17 protein-coding genes and 1 tRNA gene are annotated in these 23290 nt (G+C 56.7%); 11 read left to right on the top strand and 7 right to left on the bottom strand.

Annotated elements, in window-relative coordinates:
* Nucleotides 1-53: 53 nt before the first annotated feature.
* From IGS16_RS10155 to IGS16_RS10135, 5 genes are all read right to left on the bottom strand, one after another.
* A complete protein-coding gene (locus IGS16_RS10155; RefSeq protein ID WP_297085249.1) occupies nt 54-1118 on the bottom strand; it encodes a glycosyltransferase family 2 protein in 1065 nt (354 codons plus the stop codon).
* Nucleotides 1119-1173: 55 nt separating this feature from the next.
* On the bottom strand, nt 1174-3000 hold the full coding sequence (gene hepA, locus IGS16_RS10150) for a heterocyst formation ABC transporter subunit HepA (RefSeq protein ID WP_367185768.1): 1827 nt from the start codon (nt 2998-3000) through the stop codon (nt 1174-1176).
* Between the two features lie 73 nt (nt 3001-3073).
* On the bottom strand, nt 3074-5320 hold the full coding sequence (locus tag IGS16_RS10145; RefSeq protein WP_297085247.1) for a polysaccharide biosynthesis tyrosine autokinase: 2247 nt from the start codon (nt 5318-5320) through the stop codon (nt 3074-3076).
* Nucleotides 5321-5500: 180 nt separating this feature from the next.
* Nucleotides 5501-6622, bottom strand: coding sequence for a glycosyltransferase (locus IGS16_RS10140; RefSeq protein WP_297085246.1), 1122 nt, complete (start codon nt 6620-6622; stop codon nt 5501-5503).
* 877 nt (nt 6623-7499) lie between these two features.
* Complete coding sequence (locus IGS16_RS10135) at nt 7500-10154, bottom strand: DUF4394 domain-containing protein (RefSeq protein ID WP_297085245.1); 2655 nt, start codon at nt 10152-10154, stop codon at nt 7500-7502.
* A gap of 333 nt (nt 10155-10487) precedes the next feature.
* Between IGS16_RS10135 and IGS16_RS10130 the strand changes: the two genes are divergently transcribed.
* A tRNA-Ser gene (locus IGS16_RS10130) sits at nt 10488-10579 on the top strand.
* A 408-nt stretch (nt 10580-10987) separates the two neighbouring features.
* Nucleotides 10988-11986 carry an oxygen-dependent coproporphyrinogen oxidase gene (hemF, locus tag IGS16_RS10125; RefSeq protein WP_297085350.1) on the top strand — a complete coding sequence of 333 codons (999 nt, stop codon included), beginning with the start codon at nt 10988-10990 and terminating at the stop codon, nt 11984-11986.
* Here hemF and IGS16_RS10120 read toward each other — a convergent pair.
* Together IGS16_RS10120 and IGS16_RS10115 are read right to left on the bottom strand one after the other, a co-directional pair.
* Nucleotides 11983-12654: a hypothetical protein gene (locus IGS16_RS10120; RefSeq protein ID WP_297085244.1), complete on the bottom strand. Its 672-nt coding sequence runs from the start codon at nt 12652-12654 to the stop codon at nt 11983-11985. The two genes, hemF and IGS16_RS10120, sit on opposite strands and share 4 nt — an antisense overlap.
* Nucleotides 12655-12690: 36 nt before the next feature.
* On the bottom strand, nt 12691-12915 hold the full coding sequence (locus tag IGS16_RS10115) for a DNA-directed RNA polymerase subunit omega (protein ID WP_068509385.1): 225 nt from the start codon (nt 12913-12915) through the stop codon (nt 12691-12693).
* A gap of 356 nt (nt 12916-13271) precedes the next feature.
* On the opposite strand from IGS16_RS10115, the gene IGS16_RS10110 reads away from it, so the two are divergent.
* From IGS16_RS10110 to IGS16_RS10070, 9 genes are all read left to right on the top strand, one after another.
* The gene (locus IGS16_RS10110) at nt 13272-13409 is read left to right on the top strand and encodes a photosystem II reaction center protein K (protein ID WP_068509389.1); all 138 of its coding nucleotides are present in this window, start codon (nt 13272-13274) and stop codon (nt 13407-13409) included.
* A 244-nt stretch (nt 13410-13653) separates the two neighbouring features.
* The gene (locus IGS16_RS10105) at nt 13654-14568 is read left to right on the top strand and encodes an ABC transporter ATP-binding protein (RefSeq protein ID WP_297085243.1); all 915 of its coding nucleotides are present in this window, start codon (nt 13654-13656) and stop codon (nt 14566-14568) included.
* Between the two features lie 550 nt (nt 14569-15118).
* The gene (locus tag IGS16_RS10100) at nt 15119-16306 is read left to right on the top strand and encodes a DegT/DnrJ/EryC1/StrS aminotransferase family protein (protein ID WP_297085242.1); all 1188 of its coding nucleotides are present in this window, start codon (nt 15119-15121) and stop codon (nt 16304-16306) included.
* A 156-nt stretch (nt 16307-16462) separates the two neighbouring features.
* A complete protein-coding gene (crtB, locus tag IGS16_RS10095; protein WP_297085241.1) occupies nt 16463-17416 on the top strand; it encodes a cyanoexosortase B in 954 nt (317 codons plus the stop codon).
* 11 nt (nt 17417-17427) lie between these two features.
* Entirely contained in the window at nt 17428-18165 is a 738-nt protein-coding gene (locus IGS16_RS10090; protein WP_297085240.1) for a cyanoexosortase B system-associated protein, read from the top strand.
* A gap of 88 nt (nt 18166-18253) precedes the next feature.
* Complete coding sequence (locus IGS16_RS10085; RefSeq protein ID WP_297085239.1) at nt 18254-19480, top strand: polysaccharide biosynthesis/export family protein; 1227 nt, start codon at nt 18254-18256, stop codon at nt 19478-19480.
* A 150-nt stretch (nt 19481-19630) separates the two neighbouring features.
* Entirely contained in the window at nt 19631-21859 is a 2229-nt protein-coding gene (locus tag IGS16_RS10080; RefSeq protein ID WP_297085238.1) for a polysaccharide biosynthesis tyrosine autokinase, read from the top strand.
* A 113-nt stretch (nt 21860-21972) separates the two neighbouring features.
* Complete coding sequence (locus IGS16_RS10075) at nt 21973-22521, top strand: hypothetical protein (protein ID WP_297085237.1); 549 nt, start codon at nt 21973-21975, stop codon at nt 22519-22521.
* Nucleotides 22522-22595: 74 nt separating this feature from the next.
* Entirely contained in the window at nt 22596-23282 is a 687-nt protein-coding gene (locus IGS16_RS10070; RefSeq protein WP_297085236.1) for an SH3 domain-containing protein, read from the top strand.
* Nucleotides 23283-23290: the final 8 nt, after the last annotated feature.

Below are 23290 nucleotides of genomic sequence, written 5' to 3'. Positions count from 1 at the left end.
GATGCTAAAGGTAAATCTGTCAAAGTAGGCGGCAGCTTTGGGGTTAGAAGGCGCTAGGAGGCATTGTTGCTGAACGTGTCCCGAATGCTCTGAGAGATACGGATCGATTCAACTCGATTAAGACTTAGAAAGTGATCTGAATCATCTTCGTGCGATCGCTCCATCAGCACCAGTGAACACAACAGACTCAGCAGCAACGCCGCCAGAGTTCTCAAGCTAAAGAAACGACCCCTGAGGGATTGAAACAAATGAATTCGCGCCTCAGAAGGACGGTTTGTTAACAACAACCCAATCCCTAGTGTTGTTTGAGCGTGCAGCAGTTGCTTCTTGAAATGGAATCTAAGTGGACGAAGATTGCTGTCTTGAATAAAGCGCTGGTAGCAGAAGATTTCTACTTTGGCTTTAGAAATCTTGGACAGTCCGTTTCGTCGTCCGCTCAAAAATGTATCGGCGTTTGGATGTTCTCGATGGTAAGCCAACCTGTCAGCAAGATAGTAAGCGGCTTGCCCGTCTTTGCAACACAAATAGGTAAGGTAGAGGTCATACATTCTATCCACTTCGGGTGGAATATTTGCCCAATCGACTGATTCTCTTCGGATTACAGCACCAGCAACACTGGGAACAGCTCGATAAATTAAGCCGATTTCTGTGAAGGGCTGATACAGTCCACTTTGAAGGCGATCGCGTCGATAGATTTTTGTCGTCTTGCGAGTGATTTGACTATTGATATTCCCTGATTCATCAGTTATGAACTGATCGCAAAACGCAATCGTCACCTCAGGATATTGCTCTAATGCTGGAATCAGGCTTTCTAAGAAACGCTCATCCCACTCATCGTCATCATGCAAAAATGAAAGGTATTTCCCACGCGCTAGGCTGACTGCCTGCATGGCATTCCCAAACATTCCTAGATTGGTTTCATTTCGCCAAAACCGAATTCGAGGGTCGCAGAACGAATCAATCAGTGGTTTAGGATTTTCGGGACTACAATTATCAGAAACAACTATTTCGATATTCTTGTAAGACTGCTGCAATGCACTTTGAATTGCCACCCGCAGGAAATCTGGGCGATTGTAGGTGGGAATAATAACGCTCACGAGTGCATCTTGGTTATTCATGCGTCATTTACTCAGAGAAGTCATGGCTAAATTACGTTGCGATGGTTTTGAAATATCAGGATGCCTGTTGAATTTGGTAGTATTTCCAGAAGCGATCGCGCCGATCAATCAGTTCTCGATAGCCACCCTGCTCGACAATTTTGCCTTGTTCTAGCACCACAATTTTGTCTGCTCCTGAAATGGTCGAGAGTCGATGGGCGATCGCCAGCACGGTTCGCCCTACCGAAAGCTTTTCCAGCGCTTCCTGAATCAGTCTTTCAGATACCGAATCCAGAGCGCTGGTGGCCTCGTCCAGAATCAGAATTTCAGGGTTTCTGAGCAGCGCACGGGCGATCGCAATTCGCTGGCGCTGCCCGCCCGATAGCCGAATGCCGCGATCGCCCAGCGTGGTTTCAAACCCCTCCGGCATCTCTAGAATAAACTCCAGCGCATTTGCCAACCGTGCGGCTTCATACACTTCGGTATCAGTCGCGTGTTCTGAACCATAGGTAATGTTGCTCCGCACAGACGCATTGAAAATAAACGTATCCTGACTCACAATCGCCAAACGATGGCGAACAGAATCGATCTCGAACTCTCGTAGATCAACCCCATCTAAAAGCACCCGCCCAGTGGTCGGATCATAGAAGCGAGAAATCAAATCTGCTAGCGTAGATTTGCCAGAACCCGATGCCCCAACCAGGGCCGTAGTCTTGCCTTTTTCGATGCAAAGATTGATATCTTTTAACACCAGATGATCGGGGTCATAGCCAAAATCGACATCTACAAACTCAATCGCATGAGATAACCCTGGAAAAGTGCGCGTACCGTTTTCAAAAAATTGCTTGCCTTCGTCGCTCAGGAGCCGCTTGATATTTTCTACAGACCCCATCATGGTGCTGAGGTGAGAAAATACGCCCAGCAAGTCCTGACTGTAGGGAACCATGCGAAACAGAATGAATAAAAACGTCAGCAAGGACGCGACGGGCATGATGCGATTGGTGAGCGCCAGGATGATCATGCCCACCAGCACAAAGGTTGCGGAGGCTTCTGCCAGAGGACGCACCAAGCAGGATAGGCGATAGACCGTTTTCCATTCTTGAACCAGGCCCGTACTAGCCTGATAAAACCGCCGCCGTTCAAACTCTTGTGCAGAAAAGGCCTGTACAGTGCGGATTCCGTTGATGAATTCGATGGCGATGGAAGTCAGTCGTCCGCTGGCTTGAGAGGTTCTGGCACTGCGCCGCCGCACCCGTTTGTTCAGCTTAGAAAACCCAAAGGCCAGCCCGCCAAAGAGGAGAATCGAAATGAGTGAAAGCTGCCAGGATAGCAAGAGAATGGCGATCGCATACACCAGCAGTGTAAAGGCACGAGTCATTAGAAACGACATTGCCCCAAACGCATTTCTGATCCGCTCCATCTCGCTGGTCAAGACATCGACCAGTTCCCCCGATCGAGTCTGAGAAAAATAGCTGAGGCGCTGCGATTGAAGCTGTTCAAATACTCGCTTGCGGAGTCGATCAATGAGGGTGACTTCACTCGTCAGCGTGTAATATTGCGCCAGATAGTTAAACACGGCCCGGATGCAGGTCGCCACCACAATCAGACCAGACACGCGATAGAGACGCTGAGTCACCGGAGCATTAATTCCTAATACCCAAACATCAAACCATTCAATTCCGGTTTGAACAGGCGGTGCATTCGGCGAGGTGAGACTTTGCAGAAACGCCAGCAAAAAACCCAGCCCAAATCCTTCTGTAATAGATGCCAAAAGTGCAAAGCAAACTGCGGCGATCGCCAGCCAGCGAAAGCTTTTAAATTCCCTCAAGATCAAGTAGTTTTCTTGCCAAAACCGAGTTGCTCTCAGGGGCTTGCGAACCAGTTGAAGCAGTTTGAAAAACATGGGCGGAGCAACAAAACAGCTTAGTTATCTCGATCTCTACGCAGTCCTTAATAAAGCTCCTTAACCTCCTTTGCTAGGCGGCATCCCGTCCTGCGGACTCAGCAGTTTCGCGGTTAGAAACGGACTCAGCAAACAGCGCACCCAATCCCGACGGACGACCGTAAGCAACCTGAGCGCCCTTCACATCGTTGGCAATCATTCCAATCACGTTCAAGCCGTTCAGCGCTGTTGCTGCCTGAATCAGGCTGGCTTGGGAAACGCTGTCGAGCCGAGCGACGACGGCAACACCTTCACACAGCGAGGCGGTTTGAATCGCATCCACCACGCCCAGCACCGCGCAGGAATCCAGAATCACCAAGTCATAGTCTTTTTCAAACGCTCGAATCCAGTCCCGAAGTTCGTCGGAACTGAGCAGGCGCACGGGATCGCTGGACAGCGGCCCCGCCGTCAGCACATCGGTATTTGCGCCAATGCTGTGCAGCAGGGGTTGCCGATCTTCGCCGCTGAGCAGGGTGGAGAGTCCCTGACGGTTGGGCAGGTTGAGCTGGTGGTGCAGGCTGGGCGATCGCAAATTAGCATCGATCAGCAGCACCCGCTGATGCAGTCGCGCCGCGCTCAGGGCAAGACCAATCGAAACCAGCGTTTTGCCTTCATTCGCTAGGGCAGAGGTAATAGCGAGCGATCGCAGGGCCGATGCCGGGCTGCTGCGCCGCAGGCTCTTGTAGACCAAATCCATCGACTCTCGAAACAGCGGCCACTGGGTGGCTTGCAGCATGGGCAGGGCGGCGGGCGATCGCCCAGACGGTGACAACTGAACCCCCAACGGCCAGCGCCGACCGACAATGCTGCGCGGTAACCTTGGTACCATGCCCAGCGGCGGCAGAGCGACCGTTTCTGTCAGCTTTTCGGGCGAGTGGATGACATCATCCATCGACTCGCGCAGGAACACCGCCATCGCGCCCAAAAACAGTCCCAGCACCGTACCCAGCAGCAGGTCAGTCAGCACCCGTGGGCCTGTTTTGATGCCCTGCTCTGGCGCTTCCACGACCTGCCAGTTATAGCCCCCGCGCCCAATTTCAATGGCCAACTCCTGACGCGCCTTCAAAAGCTGCTGGAGGGTTTCGCGCTTGGTCGTGATGTCGGGCTGGAGGCGGTTGTATTCGGCAATCAGTTGCGGAAACTGGTTTAGCTCGTTGCGAAGCTGGGCTTCGGCCTGGGCCAGGCTTTGATCGCGAGCCTGCAAGCCCACTAGGTTGGTCTGCGTGGCCACCAACTGCCCAGCCAGTCCCATTTCCACCTCGCCCATCTGGGCTTCGGTATAGAGTTTGTCTTCAGAAAGCTCAGCGCGATCGCCCAGGATGCGTCTGGCTTCTTGCTGGAGCAACGCCCGCTCTCGGTCAAGCTGCTGCGTCAGGCTGCGGACTGTAGGCGATCGATCGGTATAGGTGACCAACTGCTCTGCCAGCGCCAGTTCAGTCTCTTGCAGTGAGGTCAGCAGGTTGCGAAACCGCTGCGACTGGCTCAGGCGCGACGCGACAATCGCCCCTTGCGGCGTGCGGGCAAGCTGCTGCTGGAGGTCGCGAAACCGCATCTGATTATCTTGAAACTCAGCCTGGATGGCGCGGCGCTGCTCGGCGATCGCATTCAGCGCCTTCGCAAACTCCGTGGCCTGCTGCTCTGGGTCAATAATGCCCTGCCCTTCGCGGAAATCTTCGAGCGATCGCTCTGCCTTCGCCACCTCCTCGCGCACCGTCGGCAGTTGCTCGTCAATAAACGACAGACCGTTGCTCAGCCGCAGCTTTTGCTGTTCTAGGTTATAAGCCAGATAGACATTTTTCATCACCTCCAGCACCCGTTGCGACTTCAGCGGATCGCCGCTGGTATAGTCCACCTGGAGAATTTTCGTCTCAATCTTGTCTTCGGTTTCCAGCACACGGCTCACCGCCAGACCCCGCTTCAAGTCCTCCAGTCCCAGGTCAGGATACTCAGAGCGCAACGCCTCCACCGCCCGCCCCAGCAGGATTGGACTCTGCATCAGGCGAATTTGTGTGGCGTAGTCGATTTCGACCGCAGCTGGAGCCGTGAACAGCGTCTCTGGCACAGCCCCCCGCAGATTCGCCTTCTGCTCGTAGTTCGACTCCACCAAAAGCTGCATTGAACTGCGATAGGTCGCGTCCTTGCGGGCCGACAGTAAGGTTGAAACCGCCATCGTACTCAGCAACACCCCCAGCAGCAATAGCCGCCGCCGCATCAGTGTGGCAAAAAGCTGCCCATAGCCGAGTTCCGAGTCGGCTGCCCCATTCAGTTTCGCCTCAAGCATGATTCTTCATCCCGCATGAACTCAAAATCTGGAACTCCGGTAGTGACCTTTATGACTGACCTTGATGACTAAATGATGACTAAATCTAGACAAACACCCTAAATGAACACCCTAGACGAATATTTTTGAAGCACACGCTGAAATAAAAGAACACGTTGAAACAAACCCCTTCAGCTAGGCTTATCGAGCCAGACTCACCGAGCTAACCGCAATTGTTCGGTGATCGCACACCCCGTCGATAATTTCCCCAATCTTGTCAAAAAAGACCTTCTTGGTAAATCGACTCAGCGCGTGATCCCGAATCCTGAAATAATCCCACTGCATCCGCACCGCCTCTCGCAGTGTCGCCTCCAGCGAAGCAGCCGTCTGCTCTTGAAAGAATAACCCCGTCAGCCCTGGAATCTGCGTATCCAGAACGCCACCCGCGCCATAGGACACCACTGGCGTACCGCTGACATTCGCCTCCACAGGCACTAGACCATAGTCTTCCAGCGCCGCCACCACCACCAGCTTTGCCCGCGCCAGCAGGCTAGCCCGCTCCTCATCGCTGACATAGCCCAAGAACTGGATATTTCTGGCGCTCATACTTTCCAGGCGCTTGCGATCCGGCCCTTCCCCCGACACCAGCAGCGGCCAGCCCAGCCTGCTAAACGCTTCCACGATGACATCCACCCGCTTGTAGCCTAGCAGCCGTGCCGAAGCCAGATAAAAGTCATCCTTTTTGTCCGAAAACTGAAACAGGCTGGCATCAATTGGATAATTCACCGTCACTGCTGGGCGGTTATATAGCGCCTCAATTCGTCGAGCCACCGTGTTGGAATTGGCAATGTACAAATCTGGTTCCTGAGCATAGGCCAAGTCTGCCTTTCTCAAAACCTTAAACACCACATCGATAGCAGGATAAAACGTCTGAAAATCTCGATATTCGCGCAGATAGTTTTGCGTATCCCAAAGGAAGCGAGGGACGTTGTGACAAAAGCAAATGTGCTTTGCGTGGGCTCCTTTTCGCACGGCTTTTGCAAAGCTGGTGCTGCTGCTCACGATCAGATCGTAATCTCGCAAATCGAGCGCTCGAAAAGCTGGGTAATAAAACGGAGCCAGCAGCCTGAAATATTTGGAAGCGTTGGGCATTGCCTGCAAAAGAGTAGTCCGCACTTCGCGATCGCCCAGTTCGATCGTGCGCTCCGGGTCATACAAAGACGTGTAAATATCTGCGTCTGGAAAATATCGGCATAGCAGTTCAAAAACTCGCTCCGCCCCACCCCGCTGAGTTAGATAGTCGTGTACCAGCGCAACTTTCATGGTTAGAAACTCTGTATCTAGCTAGTTCAATATCCCAGCCATGAGCAAAACGGGAAGCATTTACATAACAGTCAAGGCATCGATAAAACACGGATTGTTCAACCCCAATCAGCAACCTGACTGATTTCAATATTTTTTAAGTCGTCAAAGTTTTAGATCACCATTTAGAACGCTATTGGAACCCCGATTTAGACCATTAAGGCCAGCGTCATAGAACCTGCACAGTAGGCTGTAGAACAGATGCACTTTCCAGCATTATTTCCAGTATTAATATCATTTGGTGCTAGAAGTTATGTAGACTAACCGGAACTCGTAAAAGTACGATGTCGTCGCCAACAAAGGTTTACATAATCTTCATACATAAGGGCAAAATCATGAATTTTTCATGAAGTTATCAAGAAGGTACGACTCTCTTTAGAGGTTCAAAGTCCTGAGAACAGACACTTTCAGCTTCTATCACTAGTTTTTATCTTTCAGTCTGAAGTTCATGTTTTTTTAACGGGAAACGACCGGGTATATCCGAGTAATTACTGAGATCATCAGATACATCCTCAATGGCGATCGCCCCAATTTTCTAGTTTTGTACTAGTCCAATGCATAGCCCATACAAAAGCGGCCAGGGAAAACCGTCTGCTCCCCGGCCGCTTTTTGGCACTGTTTTTGACAGTGTTTTTGACAGTTATTCTGAGTTACTAATCGCTGCCGTATCCTATCCAGAACATTGGGAAAAACCTGGCGATCGCCATCCGATACAGCATTTTTGGCAGCCAGAAATTCTCACATTCAAAAGTTCTCACCTTGCCGTCATCACTCCCAGACAAAACATCTACAAAACCGGCTCGCAGTCAACAACCTTGCTAAGTTTAGAATGGTCTCTCTAGGCAAAGTAATTGCCGACTGACAATACCCCTGCCTGGGCATCGCCCGGATTAAAGGCGATCGCCGTAACGTTGATTAGCAAATCACGACCAGCAGAAAAGCCCGCTTGATTATCGTTCACCGACAGATAGGTACGGTTTCGCCATTCAAAGAAGACCGCTTGGTTTGCCAGGAGTCGCTGATTGCCTCGCCGGGCCTGGTTTTTGTCGAGGTAGGCGGCTTGGACTGCGGCTTCGAGCGATCGCCCAGTTTTCACCCCGGCATTAAACAAACTGCGGGGCAGATCGGGCGTAGCCAGGTTGTTGTCAAAGTCAAGCAGGATGCGATCGCCCTCCGTGGCATCAAAATCTTGAATGCGATCTGGGTTTGCCAGCCGCGACTGGCTAAAGGCTGCCTGCTGTGTGCGTCCAGAATACACAAAGCGATCGGCCCCGGCCCTGCCCGTCAAGGTGTCGCCACCTTTGCCGCCGATCAGCGTATCGTCGCCATCGCCGCCCCGCAGCAAGTCTCTACCGCTGCCGCCTCGCAAGGTTTGGTTGACCGGAATCTGGGCGCTGGCGACGGTCAGCCCCACTAGCCCAGTGCTGCCATTTCCCACGTTGCCCAACCGTGTGGCTGCCCCTGTGCCCAGGTTGATGCTGTAAAGACCCGTGATTCCATCCACCGTCAGCGCCGCGATTCCTTCACCTACCGCAGGCGCATTTGCCGTCGCCACCTGCACCAACGCAGGAATATCGAACCCATTGACGCTGCTAAAGTCCAGCCGCGCCCCGTTCAGCGTCACCATCAGCGGATTAGTCTGAACCCCGTTGTTGGGCGGGTTTTGGATAAACAGCGTATCGGTAGCAGAATCCAGCGTGTATTGAGTCGTGACGGTCGCCCCGGCAAAACTGTTGGTATACGCCGTCGCGTCAACTGTTGTCGTACCGCCGCTGATTGGGCCGTCGGGCTGTACCCCCGGATTCGCCGAGTCACCGTCTACAAGCGCCCCGTTGTTAGGGTTCATGCGAAAATTGAGTCCTGTCGAGGTGACAATCCGCAGCCGATCGACCGTGGGGTTAAAGTCCAGCCCAAACTGGCTATTGCTCAGGCTAATGGGGTCGCCGTTTGTGTCAACAGGCTGCTGGAAGGAGTCTGTCAGAAAAGTTGCTGCCCCCGTCTGCGGATCAAGAATCGCCAACCGCACTCCCGCACCGTTGCTGGTCAGCGCAAACAATTGCCCCGTCGCTGGTCGAAAGTCGATGCCCACCACCCGTTCGCCAGTGGTCAACCCAGTAATGGCGACGCTGACCGGGGAACCGGGCGCAGTGCTGTTGAGCCGCAGCAGATTATTGTTGGTGTCTACTGCCACGATCGGCAAGCTGCCGCCGCTCTGGTTTGCAAAGCCCTGTACCAGAGCCGTCCCAGTGCCCACCCGGCCCAGGAACGTCGCTGCTCCAGTCGATAGCTCAATGGCGTATAGCCCCGTCACTCCGCCCACCGTCAGCACGGCCAACCCCTGCCCAGTAGCAGGCGTGTTGGCGGTGTTCACGGCCACGCTGGGGGGAATGTCGAATCCGTTGGCAGATGTGAAGTCTAGCGGGCTGCCGTTGAGCGTAATTGGCAGCGCCGTTGTTTGTGTGCCAGCGTTGGGGGGATTCTGGATAAACAGGCTGTTGGTGGCGGCATCTAGAGTGTATTGCGTCGTAACGGTGGCATTGGGAAAACTGTTGGTATAGGCTGTGGCATCGACCGTCATTGTGCCGCCGTTAATTGTGCCGTCGGGTTGAGTTCCCGCGATCGCCATGTTGCCGTCCACAATTAGCCCCGTGTTGGGATTAAGGCGGAAGTTGATACCTGCGTCAGTGACCACGCGGATGCGGTCAACGGTTGGGTTAAAGTCAAAGTCAAAATTGCTGCCTAAGATTGGCCCGTCGCTGAACTGCACCACATCCCCCGTGAGCGCAGTTGCTACACCCGTGCGGGGACTGATCACATACAGCCGCACGCCGCCTGCGCCATTGGAAGCAAGGCCATAGAGCAGTCCGTTTTGGGGACGCACGTCGATGCCGACGAGGGTTTCGCCCGCGCCCAGCCCGGTAATGGCGATCGCTGGAGCAGGGTTGCTTGGGTTAGACGTGTCGAAGGCGATCAGCGTGTTGTTGCTCAGCACATAGCCGGTGCCAAACGTGCCCGCATAGTGCTGCTGGAGTTGAGGAGAGAAGGCCAGACTGGCAGCGATCGCCCCTATTTGCTGATCCAGTTGCCAGTTGCCCTGTCCCACCGGCTGACTTGCAGCGGCGATGCTGGCTCCCGTCAGGGTGTGCAGCGCGTTCACTAGGCCCAACCCCTCCGCCGCAACACGACAGCCATAGAGCAAGATATTCGCGCCCTGGGCGATCGCCCCCCGCCACTGCCTCAGCCGCGCCGCATATTGAGGCAGCGTCTCCAGGCTCAGCCACGCATTGCCCAGGTATAGACAATCAGGACTGCCGTGCGCCACCAGGTGAATTTCGCTGATGTTTTGGTGGTGCTGAAGTACCTGGCTGATTTGTTCAATCCCATCGCGATCGCGCTCCAAAAGCACCACGCGGCTCTCTGGTTTGGCATGGGCCAGCAGTTGGGGTACGTCACAAACCTGACGATCAATAAAAACGTAAGACGTTCCTTTCATGGGGCAACCTTGTATAAATTCCTTGCGTTTTTTCATTCGAGCGAGAGACACTCGCTGCACACACGGGGAGCAACGCAGCGCAACGCGGCATCACCGCGCGTCAACCAACGCGCAGCAACGCCCAAGCCGGATACGACGGCAGCCAATCTTGCTTTTTGCAAAACTTGCGCTACCGAGTGAAAATACGCAGAAATTTCACGGACAGATTTCTCGATTGCCAATCATCAAACTGGCGCTGCGTCCTAAGAGCCGTTGGGCAAATGCACAACAACCGCAGGACAAATGAGTTTGTCTGCGTAACGGACTTCTGTTAAAATGAAGCTTCGGCATCTTGGAGAGATGGCTGAGTGGTCGAAAGCGGCAGATTGCTAATCTGTTGTACGGTTCGAAAGTCCGTACCGAGGGTTCGAATCCCTCTCTCTCCGTTCTGGGTTCCTGGGTTTATAAGCCTTCGGCGCTGCTCGGAGAGCGCTTGGTCATAGCTCACTTGGTCATAGCTCAACAGATCAAGCGCACTCAGTCGTGGAGCGGATCAGAGTTGCTGAGGGTGGGGCGATCGCCTCTACCCGCTGAACGCAGCCTTAGCTGTGTCTATTAAGCTTTTTTGCACTTTTCGTTACATTTGTTGACCGCATAAGCATTGGGCACCGTTCCGGGATAGTCTAGATCCGGCAACGGTGAAAACCGTATGCAGCATCAGTGCTGCGGGTGTTTCGTCGATCATTTCCTTTACTTTTAGCAACTGTTCTTTTTCCATCATGGCAACGTCTCCCTCTCCCGAAGCGACTTCTCCGTCTCCCAGTTCCGTCTCTACAAACGCTGCGGTTAATGTAATGCCCCCTGCGGATTCGCGGGAGCGCGTTAGCACGGCGCTGAAGGCGCTGCAAGACAGCATCTGTCAGGGACTAGAGGCACTGGACGGCGAGGGCAAGTTTCAGGAAGATAGCTGGGTGCGCGAAGAGGGCGGCGGCGGGCGATCGCGCGTGCTGAAGGGCGGTCGTGTGTTTGAGCAGGGCGGCGTGAATTTCTCAGAAGTGTGGGGCAAGGATCTGCCACCGTCGATTTTGGTGCAGCGCCCAGAGGCGGCGGGGCACGGCTTCTATGCCACGGGCACGTCGATGGTGCTGCATCCCCGCAACCCCTACATTCCTACGGTTCACCTCAACTACCGCTACTTTGAGGCGGGCCCAGTGTGGTGGTTTGGCGGCGGCATTGACCTCACGCCCTACTATCCCACCCGCGAAGATGCCGCCCATTTCCACAAAACCATCAAAGCGGCGTGCGATCGCCATCATCCGCACTACTACCCTGCCTTTAAGCGCTGGTGCGACGAATACTTCTATCTAAAGCATCGCGGTGAAACGCGCGGTGTGGGCGGCATTTTCTTCGACTATCAAGACACGCAGGGCATCCTCTATCCCATTTCTTATCCCGGTTCCCACAGCGACACCCCCGCAGCCGACTACAGCAAGCAGGTTGGCCCCGTGCAGGGACGCACCTGGGAAGATCTGTTCGCCTTCGTACAGGACTGTGGAAACGCCTTTTTGCCTGCCTATGTGCCCATCGCCGAGCGCCATCAAAATGACGAGTATGGCGATCGCGAACGCAACTTCCAGCTCTATCGGCGTGGGCGCTACGTCGAGTTCAACCTAGTCTACGACCGGGGCACGATTTTTGGGCTACAAACCAACGGCCGCACCGAATCAATCCTCATGTCGCTGCCGCCGCTGGTGCGCTGGGAATATAACTACAAGCCAGAACCGGGCACACCCGAAGCAGAGCTATACGAGGTGTTTCTGAAGCCGCAGGACTGGGCCGAGTGGAACGGTTAGGGCATCAAAAGCTGAGCATCTCCGGGGCGTGGCTCTAGCGGCAGGGGCTGAGTGGAGCCACGCCCAACGGGGGGCGCGTTCTGCTGGGGCGTTTCGGCGGACACGCCAGAGGGTGTCAACTGGGGCGGCGGATTTAGCACGCTGGGGTTGAAGAATGCAACAAGGGTGTTCACCAGTGCATCGCGCTGGGCACGGGTGAACTGGTTGACGATGGCGGTGTCTGCCTCCAGCGGATTGGTGGTGAGGTTGATAGCACCGGGGTAGGAGCCGGGAACCATCGGCTCGTTGATGCCCAGGTAATCCGCAAGGGTCAGCTTCCAGTCAAACCGGGAGATGGGCGATCGCCCCTTGATCAGCATGTGGTATCGAATCATCCGGCTGAGAAAGGTATCTTCAGGATCGACGGCTCCAGTGCGCTGCGAAACATACTCGTTGGCCAGCGGCATATCCGGCAAGCGGCGATAGATCTCCTCCGCCACGCGGCTGGGAATGGGAACGCCATACTGCTGGGCGATCGCCCGTTGTGCCCCCAGCGGCGAATTGGCATAGCGGGTCTGGGTCGGCGCAATCAGCCCCATCGCCAGCAACATGCCTGCCGCAATCAGCAGTGCGGCAATTAACCGAGAGAGCAGCCGAATCCGGGTTTGTCGGCGTGAGCGCGATCGCATGGTCTCCCCTCCACATTCCTTCCAACTGAGCTTGCGCTATTCACCGATAATTTCTGGTTGAGTTAGCTCGTCCGACATTTCAATAATGGCGCGAATCACGGGCTTCATCTTGGGATCATCCAGGCTGTCAAACTCCTCGAAGCGGCGGCGCTGAGCGCGGTTGGCCACCTGTACCGTGATGCGATACCGATTGGAAGCCGCGTTGATAAGATCCTCAGCCCGACGCATTAAATGGCTGGAATCAAAATGAGACCGTTTCATAGCTGCCAATCCTTAGAACGAGTAAACAGAACAAGTAAACAAGTCAACGCGCAAACCAACTGACGTACTCCAGTGTAGCCAATCGAGTCGCGGTTGATGCCGACCATCAAACCAAAGTTGCGCTCAGAGTAGCGCTGGGTTCATCAATCCATCGCTCTATAGACACTCTGTTGGCAAAGGTTTGAATTCAATCACTGGGCAAAACCTCTGGATCTCTGGATTAAGCTGGATTAGCTGGATCAACGTGATGGAGCAAAATCTCTAGACAAAATCGGAGTGGGCATAGTTTCGGAACCTGACCGCATGTTAAGATATGCACCAACTATGAGATCTGTGTTGGAGAGGTTATTTCACTCATGGAAGCGGCTCTGTTACTCGCAAAACTGCCCGAAGCCTACGCAATTTTCGACCCCCTGGTAGATGTGCTGCCGATTATTCCCGTGTTCTTCTTTTTGCTGGCGTTTGTGTGGCAAGCCGCCGTGGGCTTCCGCTAAGCCGCTTTGCCTAAGCTGCTTTACCGAGGTTTTGATTTTCTCAGGTTCTTTGAAGGGGGTGGGGACAGGTTGGTTCCCGCCTTTTTTCATGCCTTTCATGCCGTAGTTTTTTGTGTCCTGAGGGTCTGCCCCAGTTAGCTGATTCGCCCAGTCCGCCCGATTCGTTTACACAAGGAACTTTCTAATCCGCATCATCCGCTAGTGGTCGCCTGCCAGTAGCCTGCCAAGGGGGCTTTGCTTCTGTATGCCAGTTTTGAGCGCCCAACGTCTGAGAAAAGTCTATCGAGACAAGAAGATAGAAGTGCCCGCCGTGCGAGACGTATCGCTGGTGCTGAGTGCGGGCGAGGTGCTGGCGTTTCTAGGCCCCAATGGGGCCGGCAAAACCACCACTATCAAGATGATTGCAGGGCTAATTTTGCCCGATGCGGGCCAGGTGCAAATCGTTGGGCGCGATCCGCACCGAGACAGCCGGGCGCTGCGATCGCTCGGCGCAGTGCTGGAAGGAAACCGCAACCTCTACTGGCGCTTGACCTGTGAGGAAAACTTGGAATACTTTGGCGTGCTGCGGGGGCTATCGCGACGGGTGGCGCATCAGCGAGGCAAGGCGCTGTTGGAGCGGTTTGGGCTGACGGAAAAGCGCAAAACCGTGGTGCAAGCTCTGTCGCGGGGGATGCAGCAAAAGCTGGCGATCGCCGTTTCGCTGATCCACGACCCGCAACTGCTGCTGCTCGACGAGCCGACCTTAGGGCTGGATGTTGAGGCGACGCAGGCCGTGAAGGCACTGGTGCGAGAAATCGCCGCTGAGGGCCGCGCCATCCTGCTGACCACGCACCAGCTGGACATTGCCGAAGAATTGTCCGATCGCGTTGCCATTATCCGTCAGGGTGAAATTGTGGCAGAAGAAGCCACCCCCGACCTGATTCGCCAGTTTTCTGGCTCTGCCTATCACATCGAGTTGGAGAGTCCGCTCACGGGCGATCGCCTGCAAAAGCTAGACGCGCTGGGGGTTTTAGTGCAGGGTTGCACCCTCACCGTCCCCGATTCGTCCCTGCTGTATCCGGTTCTGGACATCCTCAACCCCCTGCCCCTGCTGAGCATCACCCGCGACGAAGCCAGCCTCACCGATATTTTTCTCAAGCTCACCCGCCTCAAAGCTTGAGTGGATCTGCATACGAACTCCGTACACGAACTCTGCACGCTATTGCTGCACGGCAACACCGCAGCAGAAAAATGTGGGGCACGTCCTGACCTGCTCCATCTCCGGTGTTTCCTGTAGAAATAATGCGAACCAAAGTCGCAATTCTTACCCGAAAGGGGCTGAACTGCTTTCAGTTAAGGGGATACACGCGCCCTCACTATTACATCCCAACACAGCTTTCATTAATTCTTTATGCTGCCCCTACGGATATCTTTAGCATTCATCCCGCATAACAGTATTGGAGACTGTTGGAGCATAGGAGACTGTTGGAGCCATTTCCAAATCACCCGGTTCCAAAGGCGGCAGATGATGCTCACCGATGCCAATCGAGCCGATCGATGTCAATTGCAGTTGTCAATTGCCGTCAATGCAATTGCAGTAAGTGCAAAAGTCAGAATCATGCGGAAGCTCGTAAACCCTAATCAGGCAACCTTCTAGCCCTGCTCGCCCCAGCATGACAGCGAAAGTTCCCTGACCCTCTAGCGTCTGACCCCCAAAATCCCGTTTTGCTATGACTATTTCCGTGCTAATTCCCCCGGTACAAGCCATCTCATCCCCCATCCCGCTAACAGACCTGGCGCTGCTGCACCGATCGCTCCAGCCTCAGCTTGAAGCAGTAATCCAGACGGCAATGCTCCAGGGAGACTTTGTGTTGGGTGGGGCGCTGCTCGATTTTGAAATAGCCTTCGCCCGCGCCTGTGGCAGTGAGCATGGCGTTGGGGTTGGCTCTGGGACGGATGCGATCACCCTGGGGCTGCGGGCCTGCGGCATCGGGCAGGGCGACGAGGTGCTGCTGCCTGCAAATACCTTTGTGGCGACGCTGATCGGCGTGCTGCAATCGGGCGCAACCCCGGTGTTGGTGGACTGCGAACCTGATACCGCGCTGATAGATCTGGTGGCCGCCGAAAAGGCGATTACGCCCCGCACGCGGGCCATCATCCCGGTTCACCTCTACGGGCAAATGGTGTCGCCTCGTCAGTTGCTCGATTTGTCTGGCACCTACGACCTGATGATTTTTGAAGACGCAGCCCAAGCGCATCTGGCGGAGCGCGAAGGCTATCGTGCGGGTTCTGTTGGCATGGCGGCTGCCTTTAGCTTTTATCCCAGCAAGAACCTGGGGGCGCTCGGCGATGGCGGCATGGTGGTGACGCGGGAAGCGCAGATTGCCGAACGGCTGCGATCGCTCCGCAACTATGGCGCACCCTGCAAACACTACCACACCGAGTTTGGCGTAAACAGCCGCCTAGACACGCTGCAAGCCGCCGTGCTGGGCGTGAAGCTGCCCCATCTGCCCCACTGGAACCGCGATCGCCTGCGGATTGCCCAGCGCTACGACGAACTGCTGTCCCCCCTCCAGTTTGCGGGAATCTATCCCATAACCAACAGCAGCGGCGGCGGCCACGCCTATCATCTCTACGTGGTGTGTGTAACCAATGCCTGCCCACTGGAGCGAGTTGCTTTACAGGCTGCGCTAGAGTCTCGCCGCATCAGCACAGGCATTCACTACCCTGTTCCCTGTCATTTGCAGCCCGCCTTCCGCTATCTGGGCTATAAACTGGGCGATTTTCCCAATGCCGAGCGGCTGAGCCATCAGGTGTTATCGCTGCCGATTTACCCCGGTATGACAGACACTCAGATTCAGCGCGTCGTCGGGGCGATCGAAGCAGCGGTGAGTGCGCCGTTTTCAGTGTCGTGCTGAGGCATGGTGGGGTGAAGCATTGGGTGCAGGGGTGTTGGATTGTCAGGGCGCTGGGACGTTAGAGCGTTTGAGTGGTTTAAGTTGTGAATGCTAGAGTAAACTTCTAAACCTCGTCCTTTCCCGCATCCCTGCATCACCTCCCGCACAGGCACTACCATGCATCCTCGCTATTCTGGCTCTGGCATCTGGCGATCGCCCTCTCGATTTCGAGGCTGGCTGCTGCTGGGGCTGCTGGGGCTGCTCTACGGGCCGCTGCTGCTGCACTGGGCAGAGGGCTGGCTGAACAAGACCATCAGCATTGAGCATGAATACTATAGCTATGGGCTGCTGGGGCTGCCGCTGGCGGCATGGCTGGGGTGGCAGCGGCGAGGCGACTGGGAAACGCTGCCGGAGCCGAGCATGGGCTGGGCGCATGGGCTGGGGCTGGGGCTGCTGCTGCTGGGGCTACGGCTCTATCTTCACCCTGCTGCCGAAGCGGTAAACCTGTCGCTGCCGCTGGTGCTGACAGGGCTATGCCTCTGGCTTAGAGGTGGGGCGGGGCTGCGGCTAATGGCGTTTCCGCTGCTGCTGGTGGCGCTGGCCACGCCGACGGCGTTTCCCTATCTGCTGACCCCCTACATCCTGCCCTTGCAACAGTTGATTGCGATCGCCGCTGGGTTTGTGCTGCTCCAAATGGGTATGGATGTGCGCGTGGATCAAGTGTATGTGTATGTGAACAATCAGGTGGTGGAAATTGCGCCCTACTGCGCGGGGCTAAAGCTGTTGTTCACCGGGTTATACGCAGGGCTGATCATCCTCTACGCTACTGAGGGCTGGCAATCGCGCTTCAAGACAGCCTTGTTCCTACTAGGGATTGTCGGATTGACGGCGATCGCCAACATCCTGCGAAACACGATGCTGGCCTACCTGCACGGCACCGAGCAAAAACTTGCCTTCGACTGGCTGCACGAAGGCTGGGGCGGCGATCTCTACTCTGCGCTGACGCTGGGCGGGTTGCTGTGGGTTTGGCGCGGGGTCGAGTGGCTGGGCGATCGCTGGCAGCCTGCCCCAGTAGAACAGACTCCTCTTGCTGAAGGGCCTCGCTCAGAACCGCTGCTGCCGCGCCGTTAGGAGAAATCGCCGTGAAATCGCCCCCTGCCAAACTCACCCTATCCCGCTCGTGGCGCGGCTGGGTGGCGCTGCTGCTGCTGGCGATCGCCCTGGCCGCTGCCCTTCCCGGCTACTTTGGCAAGCCGTGGCCCTGGACACAGCCGCCCCAAATAGCGAATCTGGAGCAAGTGCAGACATTACGGCAAAGCGGGCTGAGCCTTGCCGGATGGCAAACCGAGAGCCACGAGGAGATTCGCATCGGCGTGCGGCGCTGGTCAATGCAGACGATAGTGCGGGAACCGTCTAGCCCTTTAGCCACACCATCGAGCGAGTCTCCTGCATCTGCGATTCTGCTGCTGCGATCGCCCATGCGGTCAGAAGATGCACCTGAAATCGATTGGGTCAGCTTTAGCGGCGAATTTGGGCTGCGGGTGGATTCGCGGCGAAATTTGCGCTTCTCTGTCAACGCTTCTGATGGTCAGCCCATTCCGGTTAATACTCGATTTTCGCGCCACTGGAACGCCGAGCAGACCTACGCCGTCGTGCAATGGTATGCCTGGCCGACGGGCGGCAGTGCCGATCCGGGGCGCTGGTTTTGGGCCGACCAGCGAATGCAGTGGACGCAGCAGCAGCGGATGCCCTGGGTGGCGATCGCCCTACTGCTGCCGATGGAGCCGCTGGGCAACCTGGAGGAATCCCGCGCCGATGCCGAGTTATTGGCAAAGGCCGTACAATCAGCACTGATGGCGGGTGCATTTCGACGAAGATAGAGTCAAATCTAATCAAAATCTAATCAACCCGAGCCAGAATCGATCCTGTGTCTCGAGCTGGCTTGGGTGGAGTTTATCCTGCGTGTTTATGACCGCTCCCGCAACGTGTTTCCCCTGGGCGATCGCCCGTTTGCCTGGCTGGGCTGGTTTGCCCCTGATCTCGCTGACCATCTGGGGCGCTTCTGTCTGGGGCGCTTCTGCGACCGCGCAAACCGTAGACATCCCGGTGCCGCCGCCCTCGCTCGATCGGCTTGATATCAAAAAAGACCCGCCGCCGCCCAACAGCCCGCCACCTGCCAGCCCGCCGCCCGCCGCCCGCACTCGCCCGCCCGCCCGCCCCGCGCCCCTTGCCGATTTCAACCGCTATCGCCTGGGGCCTGGCGACTCGATTTTTGTAAACGTCCTGCGGTTTCCCGACCTCAGCTTTCAGGGCACGCTCGACCTAGAAGGAAACCTGCTGGTGCCGCTGGTCGGGTCGCTGCGGCTAGAAGGTCAAACCCTCAATTCCGCACGATTACAGATTCAACAAGAACTCAACCGCTTTGTGGTGAATCCGCAGGTAGACGTGATTTTGGTGGCGCAGCGGCCCGTCCGGGTAACGGTGTTGGGCGAGGTATTTCGACCAGGCTACTACCCAATGGAAAGTCCGCAACTCTCTACCGCGCTGCTGGCATCAGGCGGCACGACGCGCCAAGCCGATCTTCGGCGCGTCACTATTCGCCGGACTGCCCCAACGGGAGCAGCCCTGGAGCGCACCTTTGACCTGTATACGCCCCTGCGCGACTCGACTGCGCTGCCCGCCGTGCGCCTCAGCGATGGCGACACCATCATCGTACCTGCCCTCACCGCTGCCAACCGAGACGGCTATGACCCTGACCTGACCGCCCGCTCGACCCTCTCCCAGCCGCAGATCAACATCCGCGTGCTGAACTATTCCAACAGCCTGGGCGGCCGCAGCGGCGGACGGGCGATCGCCAACATCACCCTACCCAACGGGAGTGATTTCCTAGATGCGATCGCCGCCATCGGCCCCAACCCCGACACCGCCGACCTGCGCGACATCGCCCTGATTCGCTACGACCCCGACCAGGGCCGCGCCATCCGCTTCGACTTCAACGCCCGCCGGGCCCTGCGCGGCGACCCCGAAGAAAACCCCCGCCTCCAGCACAACGACGTGATTATCATTGGGCGCAACCTGATTAGCCGTGTCACCTACGCGCTCAATGTCTTCACGCAGCCTTTCCGCGATGTGCTAGGCTTCCTGCTATTTTTCGATCGGCTCACCGAAGCGTCGGAAAGCCTCTTCGAGCCATAATCCAGCCTGAGACTTCCGTCTGATGCGTTACGGTGGGTATATCAAATTGAACGTCCTTGAACGTCTGATTTCCGCAGATGCCGCAGATGCCGCAGGAGTCCAGCAGCAACCTTCATCTCCCGTCCCTCGTCCCCAACCCCTGATTCCTCAATGGTTTCCCCTGTGATCAAGCGATATCTCGTAGCGCTAGACCGCCACAAGTGGGCCGGGCTGACGGGGTTTGCGCTGGTAATGGGGCTATCGGGCGTGGCTGCACTCCAGCCTGCGCCGCCCACCAGCTATGCCTCGCGGGGGATGCTTGGCTATGCTGCGCCGCCTGTTACCGTCAGCCAGACCAACACTGCCCTCCAGCAGCAGGCCCAGGTGATGACGGAAGAAACGCTGCTGTCGGATTTTGTGGTGGAAACCGCCGTGCAGCAGCTTGCCACCCAGCAGGTGAGAACTGATGCTTTTATAGTTCGGCGCAACGCCACAGTAGTGGTCAACCCCCGCCCCGAAGGAGAAAATCGCAATCGGAATGCGGAGGAAGTGGGGCTGCGGGTGCTGGTGATCTATCGCGATCCAAACGATCGCGTGGCCCAGGCGACGGTGGTGGCGCTGATGCAGGCAATGGTGGAGCAGAGTCGCCTGTTTAACCGCCAGCAAATCCAGCAAATCATCGACAACCTGAATCGGCTGCTGCCTGTGGTGACGCAGGAGCTACGGCTAGCGGAGCGCGACCTGGAAGAATATGTGCGCGTCGAAGGGCCCGCAATTCAAGCCGCGCAGGACGGGCAACTGGTAGGCGCAATTACCGCTAGCCAGCAGCAGCAGCGCCAGATCCGGCTGAATTTAGAGGCGATCGCCGCCCAGATCCGCAGCCTAGAATCGCGCCTGGGACTTTCCGCCGACCAGGCCTATACCTCTGCCGCCCTCAGCGCCGACCCCATCATTGCCGACCTGCGGGCCAAGATTTACCAAAACGAGCTACAAACCCAGTTGCTCTCGCGCAACCTGCGCCCCGAACATCCCACCATGCTGGACTTGAAGCACCAGCAGCAGTCCTTCGAGGCGCTGTTGCAGCAGCGGGTGACTGAAGTGATCGGTGGCAACCAGCTTGCTGCACCCCTAGCCAGCCTGTCCACGATCCGCCAGGGCAGCAGCCTCGACCCCGCCCGCCAGCAGTTGGCCAATACGCTGGTCAACCTGCAAACCGAACGAGAATCCCTCCAGCAGCAGCTTGAAGCCCTCCGCGCCGCCGAGCAGGAACTCCGCCAGGAATATACCGCCGTGCCCAACCGTCAGTTGGAGCAATCGCGGCTAGAGCAGCAGGTCGTGCTGAAGCGAAACTTCTACGACCAGATCCAGGCAAAGCTGGCGGACGTGCGGCTGGCGGCGGAGGAAACCGTTGGCAGTCTAGTAGTCGTGCAGCCGCCTCAGACGGAGATCGCCAACGCCGAAGGGCGCAACAGTCTGGCGATCTTACTGGTGGGCGGGCTGGTGGGGCTGCTGGTGGGCGGCGGGCTGGTGCTGCTGCTAGATTCGCTAGATGCCACCTTCCACACGCTGCCTGACCTGCAACTGGCGCTGCGCCAGCAGGAAGTGCCAATTTTGGGTTTACTACCTGATTTGTCTGGAGTTGCCGATATGGAGGACATGCCGCTGGTGCTGAAGGCAGATTCGCCCTACCTGGAGCCGTATGAGCGGCTGCGGGGCAATCTGCGGCGGGCAGCGGGAACGGGCGGTCTGAAATCTGTCGTGGTGACCAGTCTGCTGGGCGGCGAGGGCAAAACGGTGACGGCTTACAACCTGGCGATCGCCTCTGCCCGCGCTGGCAAACGGACGCTGCTGATAGAAGCCGATCTGCGATCGCCCTCCCAAGCCACCACTCTGCGCGTTGCGCCCAACCCCGACAGCCAGCTAGAGCCGCTGCAACACTTCGACCGGGGTGAATTTAGCTTGGTGCCTCAGATTGAAAACCTTTACATTTTGCCAAGCCCCGGCCCCCAGCGACAGGCAGCCGCTATTCTAGAGTCGGGCGAGGTCAAGCGCCTGCTCGAAGATGCCTGCGGTCGATTTGACCTGGTGGTGATTGACACGCCTCCCCTCAGCCGCCACACCGACGCGCTGCTGCTAGAGCCGCATACTGACGGGCTGCTGCTGGTGACCCGGCCCGGCATGACGGAAGACGGTCTGCTGACCGAAGCGGTCGATCAGTTCATCGAGTCAGAAACGATCCAGTTTCTAGGTGCGGTGATCAACGGTGCAGACGTGCCTGTGCGTTCCTTCAGCCCCACAGAGCCAGAGATTGAGCCAATTGAAGAACAACCCGACCTGTTTCCCCCCGCCGCCGACCCCAACCCGCTCTCTACCCGCCTGACCCGTGCCGGAAAGCGATAGCTTCGCCGCTGTCTCAGTATCCCAAATCGCCAATCCAAAATCTAAAGTCTAAAATCTGCTCGCCCCACTATTCATTCCTGCGGTGACTCTATGCTGAAAAAACTGGTGACTCTATGCTGAAAAAACTTTTGTTCGTTGTGATGCTCGTCTGCTGTCTGGTCTGCGTTTCCGTTGCTCCCGCCCAGGCCCAAGCCACCCTCAGCGCCGATTCTCGCGTGCAGCTCAAGGGCATTGGCCCGGTGCGCGTGGGCATGACGGTCAACGAAGCCAAGCAGGCGGCAGGCGTTCCGCTGGTGCGGGCCGAAAATGCCTACAGCGAGGGAGATGCCTGCTATTTTCTGAATGCTCAGGGAATCGCCGATCTGGGCTTTATGGTGACCGATGGGCGGATTGCACGAGTGGACGTGGGCAGAAACAGTCCTATCAAAACCCTCAGCGGCGCGGGAATTGGCAGCACCGAGGCGCAAATTCAGCAACTTTATCCGGGTCAAATCGTCTCTAATCCCCATGAGTACTTTGACAATGGCAAGTATTTGACCTTTGTGCCGAAGGATGAAGCGGATAAGAGCTTTCGGGTGATTTTTGAAACGGATCGGGGGCGCGTAGTGGAGTATCGCGCAGGCAAGCTGCCTGAGGTGCAGTATATCGAGGGCTGCGCGTAGTCGAGAGCGTCTTTGGGTCGTTGTGAGAGTCTTTGTAACTTCGGGTGATCGTGTGACTTTGAGTGATCATGAAAATGATGCAGCTTAGGCAGTGTGAACAGATTCGTCGGAGTGTGGGCGTGGCTCTGGCAACCTGCATGGCGATCGCCCTATCCGCAGGGGCCGCCCTGGCCCAGATCGGGCGCGTCACCATCGACGGACTTAGTGTTCGCACTGGGCCCGGCGAAAGCTATCCCATGACCAACGTGTTTCGGCGGGGCGATCGCGTCGAGGTGATTCGCCGCGATGGGGATTGGGTCTACGTGCGGGGCGATCGCGGGGCAGGCTGGGTGCAGCGTCGCCATCTGTCGGTCGAGGAGGGCAGTTCCTCTAGCAGCCGTCCGCCGTCTAGCTCAGACGTGGTCTATGAGTCGCAGGGCCGCATTGAAACCCGGCGCTACCGCACGTCTGGCGTGGCGGAAATCATTCGTCTTCGCCGCGACAATGAGGTGAGCTTGCGGCTCCGCAGCTCCCGCGCTGTGCTGGAATATGTCGGAGAGGTAGGAGAAACCCTGGGCGGCGACTCAGTGCTGCGGGTTCGCTATTTCCGCTCATCGGAATTGGGCGATCGCTATGTGCCTGCCCGTGGCACCTGCGATTTGCAAACCCGCGACGACGATCGCAGCCGCGATCGCATCCGAGAAATTTACTGCGACGTGCAGCCCGACGATCGCTACAGCGAATACTGGGAATACGCCGCTAGTCGGTTTACGACACACTGATTCGATTT

The organism is Thermoleptolyngbya sp. C42_A2020_037 (assembly GCF_015272455.1).
In the GTDB taxonomy this organism is placed as follows: domain Bacteria; phylum Cyanobacteriota; class Cyanobacteriia; order Elainellales; family Elainellaceae; genus Thermoleptolyngbya.
Note: the sequence above shows the minus strand (reverse complement) of the source record. Positions and strands in the feature narration are given on the sequence as shown.

What these genes read in the sequence shown, in the direction of transcription:
- IGS16_RS10155 (WP_297085249.1), bottom strand. Translation starts at nt 1,118, where the DNA reads ATGAATAACCAAGATGCACTCGTGAGCGTTATTATTCCCACCTACAAT.
- hepA (WP_367185768.1), bottom strand. Translation starts at nt 3,000, where the DNA reads ATGTTTTTCAAACTGCTTCAACTGGTTCGCAAGCCCCTGAGAGCAACT.
- IGS16_RS10145 (WP_297085247.1), bottom strand. Translation starts at nt 5,320, where the DNA reads ATGCTTGAGGCGAAACTGAATGGGGCAGCCGACTCGGAACTCGGCTAT.
- IGS16_RS10140 (WP_297085246.1), bottom strand. Translation starts at nt 6,622, where the DNA reads ATGAAAGTTGCGCTGGTACACGACTATCTAACTCAGCGGGGTGGGGCG.
- IGS16_RS10135 (WP_297085245.1), bottom strand. Translation starts at nt 10,154, where the DNA reads ATGAAAGGAACGTCTTACGTTTTTATTGATCGTCAGGTTTGTGACGTA.
- hemF (WP_297085350.1), top strand. Translation starts at nt 10,988, where the DNA reads ATGCCCCCTGCGGATTCGCGGGAGCGCGTTAGCACGGCGCTGAAGGCG.
- IGS16_RS10120 (WP_297085244.1), bottom strand. Translation starts at nt 12,654, where the DNA reads ATGCGATCGCGCTCACGCCGACAAACCCGGATTCGGCTGCTCTCTCGG.
- IGS16_RS10115 (WP_068509385.1), bottom strand. Translation starts at nt 12,915, where the DNA reads ATGAAACGGTCTCATTTTGATTCCAGCCATTTAATGCGTCGGGCTGAG.
- IGS16_RS10110 (WP_068509389.1), top strand. Translation starts at nt 13,272, where the DNA reads ATGGAAGCGGCTCTGTTACTCGCAAAACTGCCCGAAGCCTACGCAATT.
- IGS16_RS10105 (WP_297085243.1), top strand. Translation starts at nt 13,654, where the DNA reads ATGCCAGTTTTGAGCGCCCAACGTCTGAGAAAAGTCTATCGAGACAAG.
- IGS16_RS10100 (WP_297085242.1), top strand. Translation starts at nt 15,119, where the DNA reads ATGACTATTTCCGTGCTAATTCCCCCGGTACAAGCCATCTCATCCCCC.
- crtB (WP_297085241.1), top strand. Translation starts at nt 16,463, where the DNA reads ATGCATCCTCGCTATTCTGGCTCTGGCATCTGGCGATCGCCCTCTCGA.
- IGS16_RS10085 (WP_297085239.1), top strand. Translation starts at nt 18,254, where the DNA reads ATGACCGCTCCCGCAACGTGTTTCCCCTGGGCGATCGCCCGTTTGCCT.
- IGS16_RS10080 (WP_297085238.1), top strand. Translation starts at nt 19,631, where the DNA reads ATGGTTTCCCCTGTGATCAAGCGATATCTCGTAGCGCTAGACCGCCAC.
- IGS16_RS10075 (WP_297085237.1), top strand. Translation starts at nt 21,973, where the DNA reads ATGCTGAAAAAACTTTTGTTCGTTGTGATGCTCGTCTGCTGTCTGGTC.
- IGS16_RS10070 (WP_297085236.1), top strand. Translation starts at nt 22,596, where the DNA reads ATGATGCAGCTTAGGCAGTGTGAACAGATTCGTCGGAGTGTGGGCGTG.